Annotated in this window: 18 protein-coding genes; 11 read left to right on the top strand and 7 right to left on the bottom strand. The window is 54.4% G+C overall.

Translation table 11 applies throughout. The features are described from left to right. Positions 1–86: 86 nt before the first annotated feature. Both METLU_RS0114310 and METLU_RS28995 read right to left on the bottom strand, forming a co-directional pair. A complete protein-coding gene (locus tag METLU_RS0114310; RefSeq protein WP_027158814.1) occupies positions 87–440 on the bottom strand; it encodes a hypothetical protein in 354 nt (117 codons plus the stop codon). Positions 441–1,094: 654 nt separating this feature from the next. Continuing rightward, a complete protein-coding gene (locus tag METLU_RS28995; RefSeq protein WP_027158812.1) occupies positions 1,095–1,601 on the bottom strand; it encodes a septal ring lytic transglycosylase RlpA family protein in 507 nt (168 codons plus the stop codon). Between the two features lie 378 nt (positions 1,602–1,979). Between METLU_RS28995 and METLU_RS0114295 the strand changes: the two genes are divergently transcribed. Both METLU_RS0114295 and METLU_RS0114290 read left to right on the top strand, forming a co-directional pair. Next, positions 1,980–2,654: a fructose-6-phosphate aldolase gene (locus METLU_RS0114295; protein WP_027158811.1), complete on the top strand. Its 675-nt coding sequence runs from the start codon at positions 1,980–1,982 to the stop codon at positions 2,652–2,654. Positions 2,655–2,748: 94 nt separating this feature from the next. After that, on the top strand, positions 2,749–3,615 hold the full coding sequence (locus METLU_RS0114290) for an aldo/keto reductase family protein (protein ID WP_027158810.1): 867 nt from the start codon (positions 2,749–2,751) through the stop codon (positions 3,613–3,615). 61 nt (positions 3,616–3,676) lie between these two features. On the opposite strand, the gene METLU_RS0114285 is transcribed toward METLU_RS0114290, so the two are convergent. Then, positions 3,677–3,964 (bottom strand): Rho-binding antiterminator, encoded by a 288-nt coding sequence (locus METLU_RS0114285; protein WP_027158809.1) that lies wholly within the window; start codon positions 3,962–3,964, stop codon positions 3,677–3,679. Positions 3,965–4,262: 298 nt separating this feature from the next. Between METLU_RS0114285 and METLU_RS0114280 the strand changes: the two genes are divergently transcribed. The 3 genes from METLU_RS0114280 to METLU_RS0114270 are packed head-to-tail and all read left to right on the top strand — an operon-like array spanning position 4,263 to position 9,767. Further along, entirely contained in the window at positions 4,263–7,925 is a 3,663-nt protein-coding gene (locus METLU_RS0114280; protein ID WP_027158808.1) for an ATP-binding protein, read from the top strand. Then, complete coding sequence (locus METLU_RS0114275; RefSeq protein ID WP_027158807.1) at positions 7,918–8,544, top strand: condensin complex protein MksE; 627 nt, start codon at positions 7,918–7,920, stop codon at positions 8,542–8,544. Before METLU_RS0114280 ends, METLU_RS0114275 begins: the two co-directional genes overlap by 8 nt. After that, the gene (locus METLU_RS0114270) at positions 8,541–9,767 is read left to right on the top strand and encodes a hypothetical protein (RefSeq protein ID WP_027158806.1); all 1,227 of its coding nucleotides are present in this window, start codon (positions 8,541–8,543) and stop codon (positions 9,765–9,767) included. The genes METLU_RS0114275 and METLU_RS0114270 overlap by 4 nt, the downstream gene beginning before the upstream one ends. Before the next feature lie 100 nt (positions 9,768–9,867). Here METLU_RS0114270 and METLU_RS0114265 read toward each other — a convergent pair whose 3' ends face one another. Continuing rightward, positions 9,868–10,767, bottom strand: a complete 900-nt coding sequence (locus METLU_RS0114265; RefSeq protein ID WP_027158805.1) for a LysR substrate-binding domain-containing protein — start codon at positions 10,765–10,767, stop codon at positions 9,868–9,870. 290 nt (positions 10,768–11,057) lie between these two features. Here METLU_RS0114265 and METLU_RS0114260 point away from each other — a divergent pair, with 290 nt between their 5' ends. From METLU_RS0114260 to METLU_RS27980, 5 genes are all read left to right on the top strand, one after another. Then, entirely contained in the window at positions 11,058–11,936 is an 879-nt protein-coding gene (locus METLU_RS0114260) for an EAL domain-containing protein (RefSeq protein ID WP_027158804.1), read from the top strand. A 102-nt stretch (positions 11,937–12,038) separates the two neighbouring features. Then, positions 12,039–12,260: a hypothetical protein gene (locus METLU_RS27985; protein ID WP_155920567.1), complete on the top strand. Its 222-nt coding sequence runs from the start codon at positions 12,039–12,041 to the stop codon at positions 12,258–12,260. Positions 12,261–12,323: 63 nt separating this feature from the next. Continuing rightward, entirely contained in the window at positions 12,324–12,458 is a 135-nt protein-coding gene (locus METLU_RS28695; protein ID WP_231383614.1) for a class II glutamine amidotransferase, read from the top strand. A gap of 418 nt (positions 12,459–12,876) precedes the next feature. Then, on the top strand, positions 12,877–13,983 hold the full coding sequence (locus tag METLU_RS0114245) for a sigma-54 interaction domain-containing protein (RefSeq protein ID WP_051299918.1): 1,107 nt from the start codon (positions 12,877–12,879) through the stop codon (positions 13,981–13,983). 320 nt (positions 13,984–14,303) lie between these two features. Then, positions 14,304–14,480, top strand: a complete 177-nt coding sequence (locus METLU_RS27980; RefSeq protein WP_155920565.1) for a hypothetical protein — start codon at positions 14,304–14,306, stop codon at positions 14,478–14,480. 170 nt (positions 14,481–14,650) lie between these two features. On the opposite strand, the gene METLU_RS25410 is transcribed toward METLU_RS27980, so the two are convergent. Beyond that, positions 14,651–15,439, bottom strand: a complete 789-nt coding sequence (locus METLU_RS25410) for a YsnF/AvaK domain-containing protein (protein ID WP_036243139.1) — start codon at positions 15,437–15,439, stop codon at positions 14,651–14,653. 39 nt (positions 15,440–15,478) lie between these two features. Beyond that, positions 15,479–15,967: a YsnF/AvaK domain-containing protein gene (locus METLU_RS0114230; protein WP_027158801.1), complete on the bottom strand. Its 489-nt coding sequence runs from the start codon at positions 15,965–15,967 to the stop codon at positions 15,479–15,481. Positions 15,968–17,092: 1,125 nt separating this feature from the next. On the opposite strand from METLU_RS0114230, the gene METLU_RS0114220 reads away from it, so the two are divergent. After that, positions 17,093–19,792: a cation-transporting P-type ATPase gene (locus METLU_RS0114220; RefSeq protein ID WP_027158799.1), complete on the top strand. Its 2,700-nt coding sequence runs from the start codon at positions 17,093–17,095 to the stop codon at positions 19,790–19,792. Here the strand turns inward: METLU_RS0114220 and METLU_RS26790 are convergent. Next, positions 19,773–20,330: a transposase gene (locus METLU_RS26790; RefSeq protein ID WP_051299917.1), complete on the bottom strand. Its 558-nt coding sequence runs from the start codon at positions 20,328–20,330 to the stop codon at positions 19,773–19,775. The genes METLU_RS0114220 and METLU_RS26790 overlap by 20 nt on opposite strands.

Below are 20,330 nucleotides of genomic sequence, written 5' to 3'. Positions count from 1 at the left end.
GTCAGTGAAAGTGCTTGATGAAATAAAATGCCCCCAAACCAGACCTGGCCCTCAGGTATTTCAGTCCAGAGGCATTCTTACTTTTCTTATAATAAGGATTTATACAACTTCAATGCCTTATTTAATAAATCAGCTGATTTTTGGACATTGCCGGATTTGGCTTGTATTTGCCCTTGAATGACGCTTCCATTGGCTTCTTTTACGATAGCTTCATCACCGGTAATGTTCTCGGAAGATAGACGTGCTGCTTTCAAATGCAAATAGGCGGCGGAAAAATCGCTTTTGTTTACCTCGGCTAACCCTTTTTCAACATGCTCAATAGTCTCATTGATGCTTGCCGCAGAGCTATTAGTTGCTTCTTCGGCGAAAGCTATCACGCTATTTGCGCCTAGAAAAATCGTCATGATGAAAGTCAGCGCCATCTTTTTGATGATATTCATTATATTTTAAAACCTTCGATGTGATTGCCGGACAGAGCCCGGAGATAAATAATTGAAAAGTAAATACTTTCCAAACCCTATCATACAGGTTTAATTGATGTCTCACACAGGTTTTATGAATTCTTCGGATGAGAAGCAGGCGCCAGGATGCTTCTCATCCGGGTGTTATAGCCCTGGAAACCTGCCCGCATATTCGCGAAGATTTCATTGGTGATAACTAAGGATGAAGTGTCAGTTGAGCCGTAAGAGGCATATCTGTTGTCACAGCATGGAAAGATATCGGAAGCCAAAGAGTCAGCAAACTTTCCCCCCGTATCCTGTTACGTCTCTATCACTATACCCGTTGAATTGAAAACAGCCATTCTTTCCACAGTTCCATACAGTACCCCAACGTGAAATACAAGGCATCAGCTTTGGTTTGAAAACTATCGGTTGGTGGCTCAAGTCTGATCCGGCAGATAATGTCAGATTCGAACTGTCGCTAACGGCCAAAAACCGGACAGCCGATCTACAGCACAACCGTAAAGCCTGGGGCCGTCAGCTGTGGAATACGGGCTATTCACCTGAAAAAACCCTGTCCGCATATCGGAACTGTTGTTATTGGGACTAACTGAGTATTTTGTGATCTACAGAATTAAATGGAGCCACCAGGCATTAACTGCTTCTGCCTGTTTTCCCGTCATGACCCATTTCCGCCAGGGCTTGAGAACGACTTATCGGCGTAATAACCACAGAGCCTACACCCTGGTTTTGAATGCCGAGCTTTTTGGCGGCGGCATAGGACAGGTCCATTTCTCTTTTGCCTGGGAAAGAGCCTCTGTCATTGATGCGCACGATCACGGTACGATTATTCCTGGGATTGGTGACTTTGGCATAGGATAAAAGAGGCAGCGTCTTGTGAGCGGCGGTCATGGCGTACATATCGAACCGTTGGCCGCTGGCGGTTCTTTTGCCGTGGAAATCGGCGCCATACCACGAAACCATGCTGCGTTTGGCTTTTCTTGAGGGCTCTATAGTGTGCCTCGTCTTGTGAACTTTTGCCGTCTTGTGTTTGGAAACGGCAGTAGTTACGCGGCGTTCAGAGGCCTCAGCGATTGATAATGGCTGAGTAAAATAACTGCATAGAACAAAAATAGAAACAACTCGTATGATTTTATTCATAAAGTAGTGCTTTTTTATTTAGACAATTCGATTCTAACTTCACGAACCTTAAATTAACCTTAAAGATTGTGTTAAGGCAAGCTTAATTGTTGATTTTCATATGTTTACTTATCGACAAGGACTGCCGCAAAGCCAGTTGCCATCAGTTATGAAGCAGCCGGACACTGTCGTTGAAATATTTTGTCAATTTTTGAAGTTACAGGTCATGCTGACCGTTAAAATCGCCTGCCGGAAATCAACTATTAGGTAATTTTCGGATGCTGTGTTTCGGTTTTGCCGGATTTTCAGGGCAAAACAAGAATCTACAGATCAAGAGTTTTCCATTCCGGATTAGCGTCCGTTAGAATTCCCGCCTATTTGAATTAGGATATGAAAAAAATGATTGAGTTATACCTTGATACGGCCGATGTCGAACAAGTGGCGCGCTTTAATGCCTGCCTGCCTGTAAAAGGCATTACCACAAACCCGTCGATCCTGGCCAAGGCGGGCACGGGCCTGAGTCAGCTGTTGCCCGCCGTGTCGGCGATCATCGGCCCCTATGCCCGGTTTCATGTCCAGGTGGTCAGCCAGACGGTTGACGACATGGTCGCGGAAGCCGCACGAATTCATGAGCTGCCCTATGATGTAGTCGTGAAAGTGCCGGCCACGGAGATAGGGCTGGCTGCGATCAGAAAGATGAAAGCCGACAACATCCCCGTGCTGGCGACAGCGATTTACAGCGCGCAGCAAGGCTTTCTGGCGGCCTTGTGCGGGGCCGATTACCTCGCGCCTTATGTCAACCGCATCGATGCGATGGGCGCCGATGGCGCAGGTGCCGTGGCTGATTTGCAACTGCTGCTCGACCGGCATGGCCTGGACAGCAAAATCCTGCCGGCCAGTTTCAAGAACACCCGGCAGGTCGTGGACGTTTTGAAAGCGGGCGTTGCCGCGATTACGCTGCCGGTCGATGTCGCGGCGCAGATGTTTGCCCATCCGGCGGTCCAGCCGGCCGTGGACCAGTTTACGCAGGACTGGCAGGCGGTGTTCGGCAGCAAGTTGTCATTCGAAAGCTAAGTTTTAAGGCCCTGACCAGGAACTCCTGACATGGCCGACGTTCTTTGTTACTATCGAGTCTTTGAATTAGCCCGTAAAACATCAGGAGGCCGGCATGTCAGATACTTCCCGTAAGATCAACCGTGTTGTCAAGCATAGAGGTGTCAGGGTTCCGACTTTTCTGTACGGAACGGCCTGGAAAGAGGCTCAAACCGAGACATTAGTGCAACAGGCCATCGCCTCGGGCTTTTTAGGGATCGATACGGCCAACCAGCGCATGCACTATTACGAAGCCGGCGTGGGCGAAGGTATCCAGCGGGCTCTGCTGGAAAAGGGCCTGGACCGCAGCGATCTGTTCCTGCAATCAAAATTCACCTACGTGAACAGCCAGGACCACCGCCTCCCCTATGATCCGAAAGCGGACTACAGCACGCAGGTCTTGCAATCGTTTGAAAGCTCGCTGGCGCATCTGAACACGACCTATCTGGATTCGTACCTGCTGCACGGACCGTCCGTGAACCAGGGCCTGAGCGCGGCCGACTGGGAAGTGTGGCGGACCATGCAGACGCTACAGAAAGCAGGCTCCGTAAAGCTGATCGGCGTTTCCAATGTCGGCTACGACCAATTGAAGCTGCTCATCGACAAGGCCGAGATCATGCCGGCATTCGTGCAGAACCGGTGCTTTGCGCGCACCAAATGGGATGTCAGGATTCGCGAGCTTTGCCATGCCCATGACATACGCTATCAGGGCTTCTCGCTGCTGACGGCCAACGTGACCGAGTTAAGTCAGCCTACGGTGCATCGGATCGCGGAACGGCTGAGCTGCTCAGTTCCTCAAGTTGTGTTCCGGTTCGCCTTGCAACTGGGCATGATTCCGCTGACCGGATCGACCAGCCAGCGTCACATGGAAGAGGATCTGGAAGTTTATGACTTCGAGCTCAAGGAGGACGATATGGATCTGATCGAGAATATCGCGTTTTGAACTATGGGGCGGCAGGCCTGAGATGCCTTGCTTTTTTGGCTCATTGATGCGCAAAGACGGATCAATGAGCCGTGAATTGGCCGTTTTTTGGCATTTCCACGAATGAGATATCGTGGAATTTGGCATCGGGTGTCAGCACATGCATGTACTCCAGCTGGGTCAGGTCCACTTGTTGCTTCTGCCCGTTATCGATAACCAGATATTCATGTTTGTCCCCGGATGTCACCACATTGATCGCCTTGCCGGTCAGGACCTGATCATCCTTAAGCTTCAGCTTGACCTCATAGCCGTATAGGCAGGCCACTTCGATATAATCATGCAGATCACAGGGTATTATGTTTTCGCTCATGGTGCACTCCTCCAATAAAGCATCGCAATTTTGATCGGCTCGCAGGCATCAGGCCCCCGCCTTTTTTAAGGGCCTATACATCAAAGACTCGCGTCCGGCCCCGCAGTTCCACTCACTCCAATCAACCTCCGCGCTTAAATCCGAGATTCATGTGGGCACCGGAAATGGTAAAATAGCACCACCATTAAGACAACATCCGCTATTGGCCGAAGCCAGACGAGCGCATCTTCTCAGACCCGCGTTGTTTATTTCCTACTTATTTATCGGCCAGCTACACCTCAAGAATTCAAGGAAACCGATGTCGACAACCTATCAATTAAAAAGCATTGTCCTGATAGACAGCTTTTGGGCCGGGCAAACCGTGCTGCTGAACGTGGACGGGCACACCAACCTGAGCGGCACCAACGGCGCCGGCAAAACGACCTTTCTGCGCCTGATGCAGCTGTTCTGGGGCGAGAGGCCCAGCAACATCGTCGGCAGCACGGGTAGCAAAAAAGGCTTCATCGATCATTACCTGCCGCGCGCCAGCAGTTATCTGGTCTACGAATACCAGCGCCCTTTCAGCCAGATCTGCCATGTCATGGTGCAGAGCGACGGGCGCGGCGCACGCTACAAATTCATCGATGCGCCTTACGACCGGGACTGCTATATCGACGAAAACAACCTGCCGCGCGACAGCGCCGCCGTGGAACGGCACTACAAACGCCACCAGCCCGTCGAAACCTCCCGGATCATGGGCGTCGACGACTACTGCAGCATCATCCAGCATCACCATTACTCGGGCAAGAAATGGATTGGCGCGCTGCAGCGGCGGTTTGCGATGGCGTCCTCGCCGGTCACGCACATGGAAAAAGTCATCGGCGCCGTGATCGAGAAAATCGGCGATTTCGAAGTCATCAAGCAGATGCTGGTCGATATCTCGCGCGACAGGCTCAGCCAGAACCTGCTCGATCAGGAGCAGCGCCGCAACCCGTTCCAGCTCAGCAAAACTCATATCGACGGCTGGCTGGCCGACATCAATGCCGCGCGGACGCTGGAAGCCAAGCGGGACTATTTCGATGAACTGCTGCAGGCCGCAGAAAAGCTGAAAGACACGAACAGCGAACTGTCGCACATCCATTTTCTGGCGCGTGAAAATCACAAAACGGCTAGAACCGAACTGGAAAAAGGCAACACGCTGATCAATGAAGCTAAAGCTCAGCTTCAGCAACTTAAACTCGATTTCGACCGGCAACAGGAACCCAAAAAGGAGGCCCTGCGGCAGCTGAACGAGCAGATCAAGGATCTCGATTTCCAGATCAACGCGCTGGAAGACAAAAAGCAGCACTATGAACAGCAGGATGCCGAAACCTTCGCCATCAAAGGTGCGCTGCTTGGACAGTATCTTGAACAGCAGGCGCTCAAAACACAGGAAATCGAGGCGCTGGAAAGTAAAACCCAGGACATCAAGGCGCTTTATGAGCATCAGCTTGGAGAACTGAAGCACCGGCATACCCACCAACTGCAGACATTCGACAACCAGTGCGCCACGGAAGCGCTGGACCGGGAGAAAAAGCTGGCCGAAGCCGAGGCCCAATACCAGCAGCGTAAGGACCAGCTGATCAAAGACAGCGAGGCCCGCGCGCAGCCGCTTAAGGAGCAAAAATCGCAGCTGGCCGTCGATTGCGCCATCAAGCAGAGCGAGCACCCGCATGTGCCGGTGCCCGAAGCGATGGCGCAACAGATCGACAAGACCCGGCAGGAACTCAACATAACCAGACAGGCCATCAGGCAGGCCGTGGACGAACAGCAGGCTGCCGACAAAGCCTATTACGCCGCGCGCGAAGCCTTCCATGACATCGACGCCCGGTTAAAGAACAAAAAGGCGCAGCTGCGGCAATACCAGCAACAGCATGAGACCTGCCTGAAGCGGCTGCAACCGGCCGAAGGCACGCTGCACCACTTCCTGGAACAGGAAGCCGACGGCTGGCAGCAGACGATCGGCCGGGTGATCGCCCCTGACCTGCTGGAGCATAAAGGTCTGAATCCGACCGTCATGCCCGGCATCGAACCCAGCTTTTACGGACTCAACCTGGATCTTGAAGCACTGGCCGGTCGCGAGCTGGAAGCGACCAAAACAGCCCTGCAAGCCGAGGAACAGGCTCTGTTCAAAAAGCTCGAAGAAGCCAAAGCCGACATCGCGCGTACGGAAGCCAGCCTGAGTGCGGCATCCGCCACACTGGAACAAAGCCGGCAGGATCAGCAGAAGGCTGCACACCACACGCAACGCGCGCGCCAACAGGAAGAAACACTGAGCGATCAGGAGCAAGGTCTGAGCCATCAGGCCAGGGCCGAAATCGAAAAAGCGCGCGCAGAACTACAGCACACCATCGACGTCCTGCAGGCAGAGATCAAACGCTGCGACAAGGATTTGCAGGCCATCGCCGAAGAAAGCCGTACAGATCAAAGCCAGCTGCATCAGGAACATCTGGCCCGCCGAGCCATCATCGAGTCCGATGCCCGGAACAGGCTCCAGGCCATACAGACCCTGATCAAACAGGAAAAAAACAGCTGCCAGGCTGAACAGCAGCGCATCAAGTCCCGCCTGCAAGCCGATCTGAAGGAAAGCGGCACCGACGACACGGTCATCGAACTCAGCCGCCAGCTCGATGGCCTGAAAGCCAGGGAGAAAGAAGCCAGAAAGTTTCAGGAACTGGCCGAGCAGTATCAGCTCTGGCTGGACAAACAGTGGCAACGGCACGCCGGGCTGTGCCGGCAACGCAGCGAATACCAGCAGCAACAGGCGCTGCTGAAGGATGAAATCGCGCAAATGGAGCGTGGCTTTAAAAACAGAAAAGATCAGCTCAACAGCCTGATCTACCTGCAGGAGCAGACGCTGCAAAAAACGCAAGGGCTGCTGGCGCAACTCGATAATACGCTCAGCCAGCTCGAAAGCCACGCACCGGCCATCAACGAAGCGCTGCCCGATTACGCGTCCGACACGCTGCAAAAACTGGCCCAAAGCTTCGGCCAGAAACGCCGGAGCCTGGAAAAGACGCTGCTGAACGGCCGGCAGACCATCGTCCAGCTGTTCAACACGCACCAGCGCAGCCAGTTGGCCGAAGCCTGGAACCGGGCGCTGGAAGCCGCCACGGGCCATGCGCATGACGGGCTGGAAATCGAGCAGCCGTTAAAGGACGTGCTGAAAATGGTCGCCAACGTCAAGCAGGCCACCAGCCAGCAGATCGAATTGCACGCCACGGACGTGAACGCATTCTACCAGCATCTGCGTAATTTCGAACGCATCATTAAATCGACTGGCGCCCTGCTGTCGAAACATGTCAGCCAGGAAAAGCATTTCGCAGCCCTTGGCGAGATCACCGTGACCGTGCGTTCCAAAATGAGCGATCTGGACTACTGGCAGGCCCTGAAACAGTTCGGCGACAATTACGGCCGCTACCGCGAGCGCGCCGACCTGACCGGCGACAGCGACATACCGGCTACTCTGATCGAAGCCATGACGGCACTGACAACGCTGCTGCCTGCCGACGGCATCAAGATCAAGCACTTGTCGCTGTTTGATATCGAATTCACGATTTCCGAAAACGGCCATACCAAACAGGCCCGCAACGCCAAAGAGCTGAAAGACGTCAGTTCCACGGGACTGTCCTATCTGGCGCTGGTCACGTTCTTTACCGGCGTGACATCCATGCTGCGCAAGCAGAGCCAGACTGTGGTCTGCTGGCCGATCGATGAACTGGGCGACCTGGCGCCGGAAAACATCGAAGCCATGATGGCCATGCTGACCCGGCAGAACATCCGCATCATCTCGGCCAGCCCGACGGCCGACCGCAACGTGCTGAGCCTGTTCGACCGGCGCTACCTGATCGACAGGCAGAAACTGCATGAAGTCGCGATACCGGCCAGCAAGCTTGACGCGCTGCTGACCCCCATGACCCACCGGGAGACCAGCCATGTTTAAACGCGTCATTGAAGCGCTATTGAGCGGCCAGTTCATCTGCCCGACGGCTTATGCCGATGAATATGGCTACCTGCGCCAGCCCGATAATTTCCGGAAAGTGGCCGATTATCTCGCGCCCTTGGACAGGACCCTGTGCACATTGGACGGCAGTGAAGCGTTCTATGCCGGCTATACGGCCATCGATGAGACCAATCGCGGCCTGATCCGCGAAGCCTTCTCGGAAATCCGCTCGCAATTGAGGCCGGTCGTCGAATGGATGGATCTGGTCATGACGGCCATGGGCTCCGACCGGCCAGTCCGCGCCCGCGACGAGATCCGCCTGCACCAGATGCTCAGGGTTATCGAGCCCGAGCCGTCACTGTGCGAGCAGATGGCGCGCCTGACCCAGATGCCGTTTTTCCGCACGACCAGGACCAACGTCGCCGAACAGCTACTGTGGGTGCTGCAAAAACTCGAGCAAAGCGGTTATCTGGTCAAGCCCAATCCGCAGGGCGCGACCTATCTCGTGACCGGTAAAATGGATTATCTGCATCAGGTCATCGCGTTTCTGAACGACGCCGAAGAGCTGGAACTGGATGAATCTGAAGACAACGGCGACCAGACGGAGCTGTTTCAATGAGTTTTGACCATGAACAAGTCACGGCGCTGATCAGAAAGCTCGGCAGTTCCGATGGCTTGCTGGCCGAGGCCTATATCCAGGGCGCCGTCTTCATCGACGACGAGAACGCCGGCGCCATCGAAAGCCTGAAAAAAACCGGCATCCTGCGTCTGTCCGAGCAGGCCGACGAATACCGGCTCACGACCGACGTCAAGCGCCTGATCGACCGGCTGCTGCTGCGCAATGCGCGCTACCGGCAGAACACCGACATCGCGCGCATGATCCGCAACGTCGAGGAGGACATTGCCGCCTACCGCGCCGCGCTGGACAGCAACGAGCAGGACGAAGCCCGCTATCATCTGGAACAGATCGACGACACGCTTTATGAATCGCTGGAACTGCTCGAAAACAGCATCAGCGTCATGTTCTCGGCCATCACCAGCCAGTTCGGTTTCGTCAGCTCGCTGACCAGCAAGATCCGCGAAAACGAGCGTGCGCTGGCCTATGCGCAGCAACTGGTCGAAGAGCTCAACCATATCAATCCGGAAGCCTGCTACGAATGGCTGAACTGGGCCGCGCCAAGCGAACTGTCGCGCAAAATCATCCGTTTCGTCGACCAGTACAAGAGCATCGTCGAACGCCTGGCCAGCATTGTCGACCGCATGAAGACGCTGCTGTTCACCTTAAGACAACAGGAACAGACCGCGAACCGGACTCGCGCCATGGCGCGCTTCCTGAAACAGCATCCCGAATGGAGCCCTTTGAACTGGGCCGATGAACCTGCTGTGCCGGCCATCCTGAACCGCAGCCTCGGCCTGCCGCTGAAAGCCGGCCTCGATACGGCCCGCGCTGCCCTGCAGGCCGAATTTACCGACATCATCCACGAGCTGAAACGGCAAGCCAGGCCCGCGCCACTGGCCGACACGAACCGCGCATCGGTGCCGGTCAACCAGACCGATGCGGGGCATATCGACTACCTGCGCGATCTTTATGAGGAGCATACCGAATCGCTGTTCGCGCAGGCGTTGCAGGAACAGGGGCGCCAGGTGTCGGCCCTGGGCTACTGGCAGCAGCACGAGCTGGCCATTACGCCGGACCTGTGGCTGAACATCGTGTTCGCGCATTACTGCAGCCTGCGCCAGCAAGTGCGCGCGGCCATTGCGATTGAGATGCAGGGCGATGCGCTGCCGGGTTTTACCGGCAATCAGCTGATCTCGGAAATCCGGCTGCGCAGAGTCCGCTAGCTTCTAACCGTGGTAGGCTGGGTTGATAAACCCAGCATTCGAAGCTGCCCATGCTGGGTTTATCAACCCAGCCTACACCTGCTGATGGAATACAGCCGAATTAATACCTTATTTCCCCCGCCGCCTGCAACAACTCGGCAATAAAATGCTGCGTATAGATCGGCAGATAATTCTGCTTCAGATAGGTAATCTTGGTCGTCGAATGCGGAATCAGGTGCGACAGGTCGCGCGCCACGAGATCCTTGTCCGCCAGCGCGTCATAGGCCATGCCCGCGATAATGCCGATACCCAGCCCTTGACGCACGTAGGTCTTGATCACGTCCGTGTCGGCCGCAGCCAGGATGATATCGAGTTCCAGCCCTACATTTTTGAAGGCGGTCTCAATGTTCGAGCGGCCCGTAAAGCCGAAGCTGTAAGTCAGGATCGGAAAGGATGCCAGCCGTTCCAGCGTGATCTCGCCCGCGCTCAACGGATGACCCTGCGGCATGACAGCCGCATGATGCCATTCGTAGCAGGGCTTCAGCACCAGCTCAGCGTCTTCATCGACTTTTTCCGTACAGATCGCGATGTCGGCCTTGTGCGCGTGCAGCTGATCGATCAACTGTTCGGGCGAGGCCTGAACAATATAAATCCTGACGCCGGGGTATTTTTCGCGGAATCGCCGGATCGGATTGGGCAGAAAATATTTCGCCTGCGTATGCGTGGTGGCAATGTGCAGCGTTCCGCTGTTGCTGTCCAGAAAATCGGCCGCGAGCGCGCGAATGTTCTGTTTCGATTGGTGGATCGTCGACACTTCCTCCATAACCCGGCGGCCGAGCGGCGTCAAACCGATCAGCTTTTTGCCCCGGCGTTCAAACAACGGCGAGCCCAGCTCACCTTCAAAAAGCTGCAGTTGCCGACTGACGGCCGATTGCACGACATGCATCTTTTCGGCCGCCTTGGACAGGTTTAAATCGGTTTCCTGCAGAATTTGCAGCAACTCAATCTGACTTAAATTCATGGTTTTCAAATCCTGAGTGCAATGTCGAACAGTTAGTTTATCAGTTTATTAGATGAATTAATCTAATCTTATCGTTTTATTAAAAATAAATGACGAATTAAGATAAGTCCCAACAGCAGAGAAATGGTTCTCTCAATGTCCATTAATGCTTGTCAGTGTCATTCAACAGTGCTTATGACTTGATACAAAGGAACGTACAAGTCGCTCCTCCTCTTGCCATGGATGTTTCCGGGCGGGCTGCGGCCCGCCTTTTTTTTAGATTAATTGGACCGGTTTAAAGAGAAAAGTTTATGCCTTTACAACAGTTAGTGGAATACTTCAATGACAGGTTCGAACGCGAGCATCGTTCCCGCGTCCGGACTTTTATCCTGGAAGACGGCAAGATCAGCGGCCTTTTCGGGCCGATCCGGATCGGCAGTATTTTCGCGCCGATACGCCATGCTGACCGCCCTGAACAGATTGCAGGCCATGCGGCGTGGATTTCCGTTTCGACCTACGAAAGCCATGAACGACAAACGTTCGAGATTGAAAATCTGCTGACCGACGCGGTCAAACAGCCCGTCGACTTCGAATCCATCATCAGCCTCGATCGTCTATGCCGCACCGTACACATGCTCAACTATCTGCCTGCCTCGCATTTTGACGGCGTGCTGATGCTGGAAGTTGACCCCAGGCATATCTTCGGGATCAAGCGCGATCATGGCGCGTATTTTGAGGAAGTCATCGTCAAGTGCGGACTGGCTACACACAATGTCGTGATTGCAATGACCGTCAACAACTTCTATTCACTGCATCCCGCCCAGCTGCTTGAAGGTCTGAACAATTACCGCAATCGCGGTTACCGCATAGCGCTCAACCTCGTCTCGCTCCATGCGGCCCGCAATGTGCGCGATTTGATCACGCAGCTGGCGCCGGATTACCTGCGCATCAATGCGCCCAGGCCGGATCAGGCGGCTACAGACAGTGCTCTGCTTTCGACCCTGACAAGCCTGAAAGCACTGGCCGATTCGGTAGCAGGACAAACCATCCTGCAACAGGTCGATCGGAAAGAGCAGGCCACGCTGGCCAATCAGTCCGGATTCGATCTGGTCCAGGGCAGTTTTTATGAAGAGGCTTTGGGTGGGCAATCGCCCGTAACAATCCCGGCCGCAAGGGCTCTGACGGTATAATGGCTATTATTAAAAATAAGTTGTATCCCGATTGCAGTTTTTTGAACAACCGCTTATCTAAGCAGTAAAATCAAAAGGGTCAGACTCGATTGGTTTTAAAACATGCCAGCAATATTGCGGAACATGACGGTTTCAAGGCTCCGCTTGTTGGTGGATTGCCAAGGCAAATCCACCCTACGATTCATCCGCCATACGGCCATACCGCGCTACGTTCAGGCCATCAAAGACTGGCCGTATTCATCGTTCCGGCAATGGGTCCAACGCGGCATGTACCCCGAAAACTGGGCCGCCTCCCCGAACATCCAAGATTATTCATGGGAATAAGCTTATGTAATTTATGTAGGCTGGGTTGGAGCTTTAGCGGAAACCCAGCTTTGGCGGCTTCGAATGCTGGGTTTAACAACCCAGCCTACCGCGCTGGCAACGCTGCCTCTGACCGGCGACGAGCAATGGCACGCAATGAGCCCGCATCATTACCGGCTGCTTCATTATGGCGAATGCATGGCCGAAAATGGCGTTTAGCCGAAGCCGGCTTGTTTCCCGGCTATACCATCGAAAAATGAGATAGGGGCATCTAATAATATCGTTTTATTAAACATAAAGATTTCGCTAGGATATATCCGACAGCAGATAAATGGTTATTTCTACAAGGACTACATATTGACTCTCACTTCATGGATGCTCTTCGGCGGGTTTCGACCCGCCTTTTTTTGTCTGGAGAAAATGGGCGTCTGGCGCGCCTGCCGACCGCGGTGAACAAACGAACATGCAACCACTGTGACTTCAGCCTGTTCCTCACGATTTTTAAATCGGGCAGCCTAAACCTGCATATGCCAATAACAGATAATATTATGAAAATTCATCATTTAAATTCATAAACATTAACTGTTAGAGTAATCCTTAAATACCTTTAAGGACTCACCATAACCCGATAGCGAATATGGCCAAATACAGAGATTCTGAAAATTTTTACAATGCCGCGTCCGAGTTTCAGGACGAGCCGCTGATCACGCTGCCCGATCCCAACTCGCATGCCTTGTCCATCCGAGCCACGGCATTGGTGTTTGCCGACCCGGCATCGCGGGATCTATTAGACTATATCCAGCGTATCGCCCCTAGCGAAGCAACCGTGTTGATCATAGGCGAAACCGGGACCGGCAAGGAACTGGCCGCGCGCCAGGTGCATGCGCTCAGCAACCGCAAAAACGGGCCGTTCGTGGCCATAAACTGCGGCGCCTTTTCGGAATCGCTGGTGGAAAGCGAGTTGTTCGGTCATGAGAAAGGCGCCTTTACCGGCGCCTTGAATGCCCGCAGCGGCTGGTTCGAAGCCGCTAACGGCGGCACGCTGTTTCTGGATGAAATCGGCGATCTGCCGCTTGCGGCGCAGGTCAAGATATTGCGCGTCCTTCAGGAGCGCGAGGTGGTGCGCCTGGGCGCGCGCCAGGCCATTCCGATCGATGTGCGCCTGATTGCCGCGACCAACATCGATTTGAGCGGGGCCGTGCAGGCCGGGCGCTTTCGCGAGGATTTGTATTACCGGCTCAATGTCGCGGCGCTGAATCTGTTGCCGCTGCGCGAACGTCCCGGCGACATTCTGCCCCTGGTGAGGCATTTTCTGGAACGCTATGGCAAACGGCTGGAGCTGTCTCATGTCACCTTGAGCGCCGATGCGGAACAGGCGCTGCTCGATTATGCCTGGCCAGGCAATATCCGCGAGCTGGAAAATATCATTCACCACGCCCTGCTGGTCTGCCGGAACGGCAGGGTCGCAGCCGCGGACCTGAATTTAAACGCCAACGTCGGCAGTCCGCGCAATGCTCCCGCGCCGCGTGCGTCCGTGTCTTCCCCGATCAAGCCGCTGGAAACGGTATTGGCCGGTTTGTATGAACAGCCGGCGGCCCATCTGTTCGATACCCTGGAGGAAACCATCATCCGCACCGCCTATGCCTATTGCGAAAACAATCAGGTGCAGACCGCGCGTCTGCTCGGCATCAGCCGCAATATCCTGCGCCATCGGCTTAAACGGTACGGTTTTTTGCTGTCTTGAAACGTGACGGGGATTTGTACATACCAACGCAAACGTTTCAGGCGATGTCGCCGCCCCTTGCCGGCTTGTGAAAGCTCTGAATATTGAAGTAGTACACGCCGGCTCCTTTCTCAGGGTCGCACTATATGGGCGGATTTCGAGAGATATGCAGCGCACGTCCTCCCACAGAAATTATATCTATTTTCAGAATATATAAATCTCATTATATCATTTTATTGAAAATAATATCCCCGCTAAACTGTGCCTCACCAGTACAGTTCGCGCCTGAACCGATCCGGCGTGAACTGAACAAAAGATTCAACAAATAAAAAGGGGCATATATGGATTCACCGGAAAAATATTATTTGCTGGGCATTGCCATAGCCGCTTTGATAGGCGTACCGGGCGTATCGGAAGCGGCGAATGGCTATTTCGCCCACGGCACCGGCGCCCGCGGCAAGGCTTTGGCCGGCGCCATCACGGCTCTGCCTCGGAATGCCATCTCCGCAGCCGTGTAATCCCCTGTCCTGAAAAATGCCGGAGGGTCACCGGAGGAAGTTCATTGTTCGCGATTGATGCGCTTCATTACGTCGTCCCATGGCTCTAAATGGGGCAATAAAAAAAGCGGCAGATAATGTCCGCCGCTTTTCAATATTCACCTCAGGGTGATGCCTTTTTACCACACAAATTATTGCGGTCTTTTTCCGCCGCCTTCTATATTCACCTGAGTTTTCCTTAGTTTTTCCCTGACAATTTCCTCGCGTTCGCCGATATCCTTTTCGACCTGAACTTCCTCCACAACACGCGCCTCTTTATTGACTACCGGCACTTCGGCGTGCTCGACAATTTCTATTTCGCCTTCCTTAAAGCCGCTCATTTCCGCCTCGGTGGCCGGCCGGTCTACGGCATGTCTTTCAACATGCACATGCTCCTCGCGAAGCCTCAGGTGTTCCTCGACCGGCTGCTCAATTATTTTGCTGCGAAGCATTACCCGGCCCGTTTCAATTTCTCTTTTTCCTACGTTTAATTGTTCTTCAATAATCGGAATGGCATTTTCCCCTCTGGCCTGCTCGGCCATGGGCTTTTCCTTGCCAGTGACCCCGGCTTGTTCGCATTCTCCGGCTTGCTCGTACATTCCGGCACGCTCAGAGGCTCCGGCGCCATATTGATAGGCTCGCTCATCCATATCCAAGGCGCCTGCCTCATCGAGAATGTTTGCGGCCTGCGCTGCCTGATTCGCTGAATCGGCATGAACCGTCACGATGGCGCCGCTTTGGCGTGCCACTTCAGCATAGGATTTTGCCTCCTCTTTTCCAAATAAAGAGGTAAAAAAACTACCGAGCTTTTCAGTGCTTTGCTCGGATTTTTGTATGGAGATGTCGATGTCCGCCCTTGAAAAGCCATGAACTAAAAGCTGTTGCACGGCGTCCTGGGCATCGGAAGGATCTTCGAATATACCTACTACTGTTTGACTCATAATTTTTACCTATAAAGCTAATTTGTATAAAAATGATTGTCAGCATCCACTTTGCTCGGCGCCAAAGGCATCAGAGCGGTTGATGTTGATGTGCTCAACGCTCACCGTCTCCGCCCTTAAATTCACTGCGTGGGTTTCCTGCTTTTGATTTTGGCGTTTAATTACGTGTAATTCCTCGACTAACATCAGTCGCTTCTCAACCACAGCCACTTCCTTTATTACCGGAATTATCATCGTTTCACCCTCATATCTGATCGAGGGAAGCGGTGAATCCACCAATCGGTTGATAGCTACCCTTTCCACCTGTATCTCCTCATAAGCCAGCGGCACGGTTACCGTTTCTTCATGCTCTGTTACCTGCTTTGAAATCCGCACAGCTCCGGTTTCCACCGTTTTTTTGTCAACACGAAGCCGCTCTTCAATAACGGGAATGACTGTCGCATGCCCTGCATCCAACTCTGTAGGCCGGTTCTCTAAACCCTGCCCTGGCTGGTGCGATGCTTGTGGAGAGTTATCCTTTTGGCCCATGGCTTTTCAATAGACTGTAAAAGACGACTGCCTGAATTAGGTCTATTTCGCTTCAACTGATTGAAGCCAAATCACAACTCGCGCCGGAATCCACTTGATCTGTACTGAGCTGTTTGTTGAGTCATATCTTCTCCTCAGTTGTTTGAATTGAAAGATGTATGAGTTCTTTCCGGAGCATAACCCGTCAGGCATTTGCTCCCGATAAAGAAAATTAGGCTACAGCAGGAAGAACGAAATTTATGTACGTCACCACACAAAAGCATGGAATTAATTTTCTATTGTCTCTGGTGTTCAACGCTGAATCAGCAACGAAACGCTGATATGAAGTTGCGGATATCCATGGGCTTCCGATGAATTCAGATACAGGAGTTTTCCGGGCAAATACCTGTTAACAGGCTATAGACTTAGCGTTGTTGAGACGCATGCCGGGCCTGCCTCGTCTATAGCGGACAGGCAGGCCCGGCCTTCGCCGATTTCCCGGGCAGGATTCACAGCGCCAGGGAATGGGCTAACGAAGAAAGCTTAACGATCGTGATTGATGCATATCATTGCATCGCCTGCTTTGGGTCAATATATTTTTAGCGCTGAACAGCCCGCCGCTGACTTCATCAACCAGAAGGCTTTGACGCCTCGCGGGACCATCCGGCATTGTTTCCGCAGAATATTCTTGCAATTCCTTGAATTCGGCCGGCGCTACGACGGCAGGCCGCTTATAGTCAGATCCAACCGTACAAGCCGCGAGAGGAAAGCAAATGATAACGGTCAACAGCTGTGATTTCAGCCCATACCTCATGATTTATATTCTCCTGGCATATCCGAGGGCCTGGCTACTGAATGCGTAGCCTTGCGGTCACGCATGCTTAAAAGGCTCCAGATCAAAGTTAATGACGATCATTGTATACAAGGTCGGACTATGGCCGAATGCCGAAGCGCGGCCAGATGCTTGTTTGTATTTTCCAGTACATTTCAACACTAAAAGAAACGTTCAGTAAATCAAACCAGCGCTTTCCTAATTTAGGCATGTATGAGTAGAATCAAATGCTTGAGGCAGCTTAATGAATAAAAGCCTCGCATGGACTCATCCGGGATCCCAAACAATAAAGCCTCAAAAACCACGGAGCTAACATGCGCAAAAATACCAAATCGTTTGAACAGATTAACTGGCACAGCCTGCCGACTCATCAGGTTATGGATCAGCTGAGGACCGATCAGAACGGCCTATCCGACCACGAAGCACAACAGCGCCTGCTGAAGTTCGGCGCCAATCGTCTGCCGCCGCCGAAAACACGCGGACCTTTGCTGCGTTTTCTGGCCCAATTTCATAATCTGCTGATTTATGTGCTGATCGCGGCCGGCGTCGTCACGGCGCTGTTGGACCACTGGGTCGATACCTACGTCATTGCCGCCGTGGTCGTGCTCAATGCCATCATCGGCTTCGTGCAGGAAGGCAAGGCCGAAAAGGCGCTGGATGCGATCCGGCATATGCTGGCGCCGCGCGCGACGATCATACGCAACGGCCATCGCGCCGGCATTCCGGCCGAGAATCTGGTCCCGGGTGATATCGTGATGCTCGAACCGGGCGATAAAGTCCCGGCCGATCTGCGCCTGATCACGGTCAAGGGCCTGCAGATCCAGGAAGCCGTCTTGACCGGCGAATCGGTCGCCGTGGAAAAGGCAGTGGACCCGGTTCAGGAAAAGGCCGACTTGGGCGACCGCTTTTCCATGGCTTATTCCGGCACCCTGGTCGCGGCCGGGCATGGCAAGGCCGTCGTCGTCGAAACGGGCGCCAATACCGAGATCGGCCGCATCAGCGGCATGCTGTCGAGTATCGAGGAGCTGACCACTCCGCTGCTGAAACAGATCGCGGTATTCTCGCGCTGGCTGACCCTGGCGATTTTGCTCATCGCGGGCGGCGTCTTCGCGTTCGGACTGCTCATCAAGGGCGAGGACCCGTCTGCGATGTTCATGACCGTGGTCGGCCTGGCCGTCGCCGCCATTCCCGAGGGCTTGCCGGCCATCCTGACTGTAACCCTGGCCATCGGCGTGCAGCGCATGGCATCGCGCAATGCCATCATCCGCCGCCTGCCCGCAGTCGAAACGCTGGGCGCCGTATCGATCATCTGTTCGGACAAGACCGGCACATTGACGCGCAACGAGATGACCGTACGCTCGATCGTGACATCGACCGAACGGTACGAAACGAGCGGCGTGGGCTACGACCCATCGGGCGAATTTCTCTCGGGCGGCGATCGCGTTACACCAATACAGCGCCCTATTCTCGCTAAAATTCTGCACCTGGGCGCCTTGTGCAACGATTCGGCACTGCGTCAGAAAAACGGTTTATGGGTGACCGACGGCGATCCGATGGAAAGCGCACTGCTGGCTGCCGCGCTCAAGGCCGATATCGACCCGGTCGAGGCGCACCGCAACCATCCGCGCACCGATGTGATCCCGTTCGATGCCCAGCACCGCTTCATGGCGACCTTGAATCATGACCATGAAGGCCACAGTTTTATCAGCGTAAAAGGCGCGCCCGAACGCCTGATCGAACTGTGCCAGCTGCAACGCGAAAACGACGTGGACGTACCGATCAATCCCAAATACTGGACCGGATCGATCGACGAAATCGCCTCGCAGGGGCAGCGCGTGCTGGGCATCGCCTATAAACCGGTCGACCCGGACAAGATCGAACTGAACTTCTCGGATCTCGACGACGGCCTGATCCTGCTGGGCCTGGTCGGCCTGATCGACCCGCCCCGCGAGGAAGCGATTGAAGCCGTCAAGGCCTGCCGGGCGGCTGGCATACGCGTCAAGATGATCACGGGCGACCATGCGGCCACGGCCAGCGCGATTGCCTCGCAGCTGCATCTGGCCAACGACAAGGACGTCATAACCGGCCAGGAACTGACCGCGATCGATGACGAAGCCCTGATCGATGTGGCCGCGCGCGTCGACGTCTTCGCGCGCACTTCCCCGGAACACAAGCTGCGGCTGGTGACGGCGCTGCAAGCCGGCGGCAGCGTTGTGGCCATGACCGGCGACGGCGTCAACGATGCACCGGCCCTGAAACGGGCCGATGTCGGCATCGCCATGGGCCGGACCGGCACCGAGGCCGCCAAGGAAGCCTCGGAAATGGTGCTGGCGGACGACAATTTTGCCTCGATTGCGCAGGCCGTGCGCGAGGGCCGCACCGTCTACGACAACTTGAAAAAGGCCATTCTCTTTTTACTGCCGGTCAACGGCGGCGAATCGCTCAGTATTATAGCGACGGTCCTGGCCGGCCTGACGCTGCCGATCACGCCGCTGCAGATTCTCTGGGTAAACATGGTCAGTTCGGTGGCACTGGCCATGGCGCTGGCGTTTGAGCCGGCCGAGCCGAATGTCATGCAGCGCCCGCCCCGGCCCAGGGATGAAGCCATGCTGTCGGTTTTTCTGATCTGGCGCATCCTATTTGTGTCCGTGCTTTTTCTGATCGGCATCTACGGCATGTTCCTGTGGGCCCAAGAACACGGCTCCACACTGGAAGAAGCGCGCACCTATGCCGTCAACACGCTGGTCATGCTGGAGATATTTTACCTGCTGAACGTGCGCTACCTGAGCGGTTCATCGCTGTCGTTCAGGCGGCTGTTCAGCTCCCGGGCGATATGGATCGCGATCCTGGTCGTGATCACGCTCCAGGCCATCTTCACCTATGCGCCGTTCATGGAACGGTTTTTCGACACGCGCCCGGTCGATTTCGTGCATGGCCTGGAAATATTCGGCGTCAGCCTGGTGCTGTTTTTGATTCTTGAATTGGAAAAATGGGTTAGGCGGTTGTTTGGTTAACACCCCCATTGTTCACCCGAAACAGGGCGGACATGTAGGGGCGGACCTGTGTGTCCGCCCTTGCCCGACGGTTCACCATCGGCCAACGGTTCTCCGGTAATCTGTCGTGCACCGGAAACAGGGCGGTAACGTAGGGCGAACCTGTGTGTTCGCCCCTGCCCAACGGTTCACCATCGGCCATTGGTTCGTCGATAATCCATCGTGCACCGGAAACAGGGCGGACACGCAGGTCCGCCCCTACGATGCGTTCACCCCTGCCCAACGATTCGCCCACGTTGACGATGACAAAATGCAGATGGTTCGGCATGCAGATCAATGCATCGCATTGAATATCCGGATATTTGTTTTCCAATTCCAAATACCAGTGTTGCGTCATCCGCCCCGCATCATTCAATGCCATTACCCCGTCCGCGATCTCCCCGAACAAGCATTCCCGGTTCTGCGTACACAGGATGACGAAATACGCCCCCGCCTGGGCATAATCGTAGCCCTTCAGGCGGATGGAACGGCGGTGATGAATCGCGGGATCGAATGCCAT

The organism is Methylobacter luteus IMV-B-3098, from assembly GCF_000427625.1.
Classification (GTDB): Bacteria; Pseudomonadota; Gammaproteobacteria; order Methylococcales; family Methylomonadaceae; genus Methylobacter; species Methylobacter luteus.
The sequence above is the reverse complement of the archived record's forward strand: the minus strand, read 5'-3'. Positions and strand labels throughout refer to the sequence as shown.

Coding starts and splice junctions, on each gene's coding strand:
- METLU_RS0114220 (WP_027158799.1), top strand. CDS start 17,093: ATGCGCAAAAATACCAAATCGTTTGAACAGATTAACTGGCACAGCCTG.
- METLU_RS0114265 (WP_027158805.1), bottom strand. CDS start 10,767: ATGAATTTAAGTCAGATTGAGTTGCTGCAAATTCTGCAGGAAACCGAT.
- METLU_RS0114230 (WP_027158801.1), bottom strand. CDS start 15,967: ATGGGCCAAAAGGATAACTCTCCACAAGCATCGCACCAGCCAGGGCAG.
- METLU_RS0114280 (WP_027158808.1), top strand. CDS start 4,263: ATGTCGACAACCTATCAATTAAAAAGCATTGTCCTGATAGACAGCTTT.
- METLU_RS0114310 (WP_027158814.1), bottom strand. CDS start 440: ATGAATATCATCAAAAAGATGGCGCTGACTTTCATCATGACGATTTTT.
- METLU_RS0114245 (WP_051299918.1), top strand. CDS start 12,877: ATGGCCAAATACAGAGATTCTGAAAATTTTTACAATGCCGCGTCCGAG.
- METLU_RS27980 (WP_155920565.1), top strand. CDS start 14,304: ATGGATTCACCGGAAAAATATTATTTGCTGGGCATTGCCATAGCCGCT.
- METLU_RS0114290 (WP_027158810.1), top strand. CDS start 2,749: ATGTCAGATACTTCCCGTAAGATCAACCGTGTTGTCAAGCATAGAGGT.
- METLU_RS28695 (WP_231383614.1), top strand. CDS start 12,324: ATGCTGGGTTTAACAACCCAGCCTACCGCGCTGGCAACGCTGCCTCTG.
- METLU_RS26790 (WP_051299917.1), bottom strand. CDS start 20,330: ATGGCATTCGATCCCGCGATTCATCACCGCCGTTCCATCCGCCTGAAG.
- METLU_RS0114260 (WP_027158804.1), top strand. CDS start 11,058: ATGCCTTTACAACAGTTAGTGGAATACTTCAATGACAGGTTCGAACGC.
- METLU_RS25410 (WP_036243139.1), bottom strand. CDS start 15,439: ATGAGTCAAACAGTAGTAGGTATATTCGAAGATCCTTCCGATGCCCAG.
- METLU_RS0114295 (WP_027158811.1), top strand. CDS start 1,980: ATGATTGAGTTATACCTTGATACGGCCGATGTCGAACAAGTGGCGCGC.
- METLU_RS0114285 (WP_027158809.1), bottom strand. CDS start 3,964: ATGAGCGAAAACATAATACCCTGTGATCTGCATGATTATATCGAAGTG.
- METLU_RS27985 (WP_155920567.1), top strand. CDS start 12,039: ATGCCAGCAATATTGCGGAACATGACGGTTTCAAGGCTCCGCTTGTTG.
- METLU_RS28995 (WP_027158812.1), bottom strand. CDS start 1,601: ATGAATAAAATCATACGAGTTGTTTCTATTTTTGTTCTATGCAGTTAT.
- METLU_RS0114275 (WP_027158807.1), top strand. CDS start 7,918: ATGTTTAAACGCGTCATTGAAGCGCTATTGAGCGGCCAGTTCATCTGC.
- METLU_RS0114270 (WP_027158806.1), top strand. CDS start 8,541: ATGAGTTTTGACCATGAACAAGTCACGGCGCTGATCAGAAAGCTCGGC.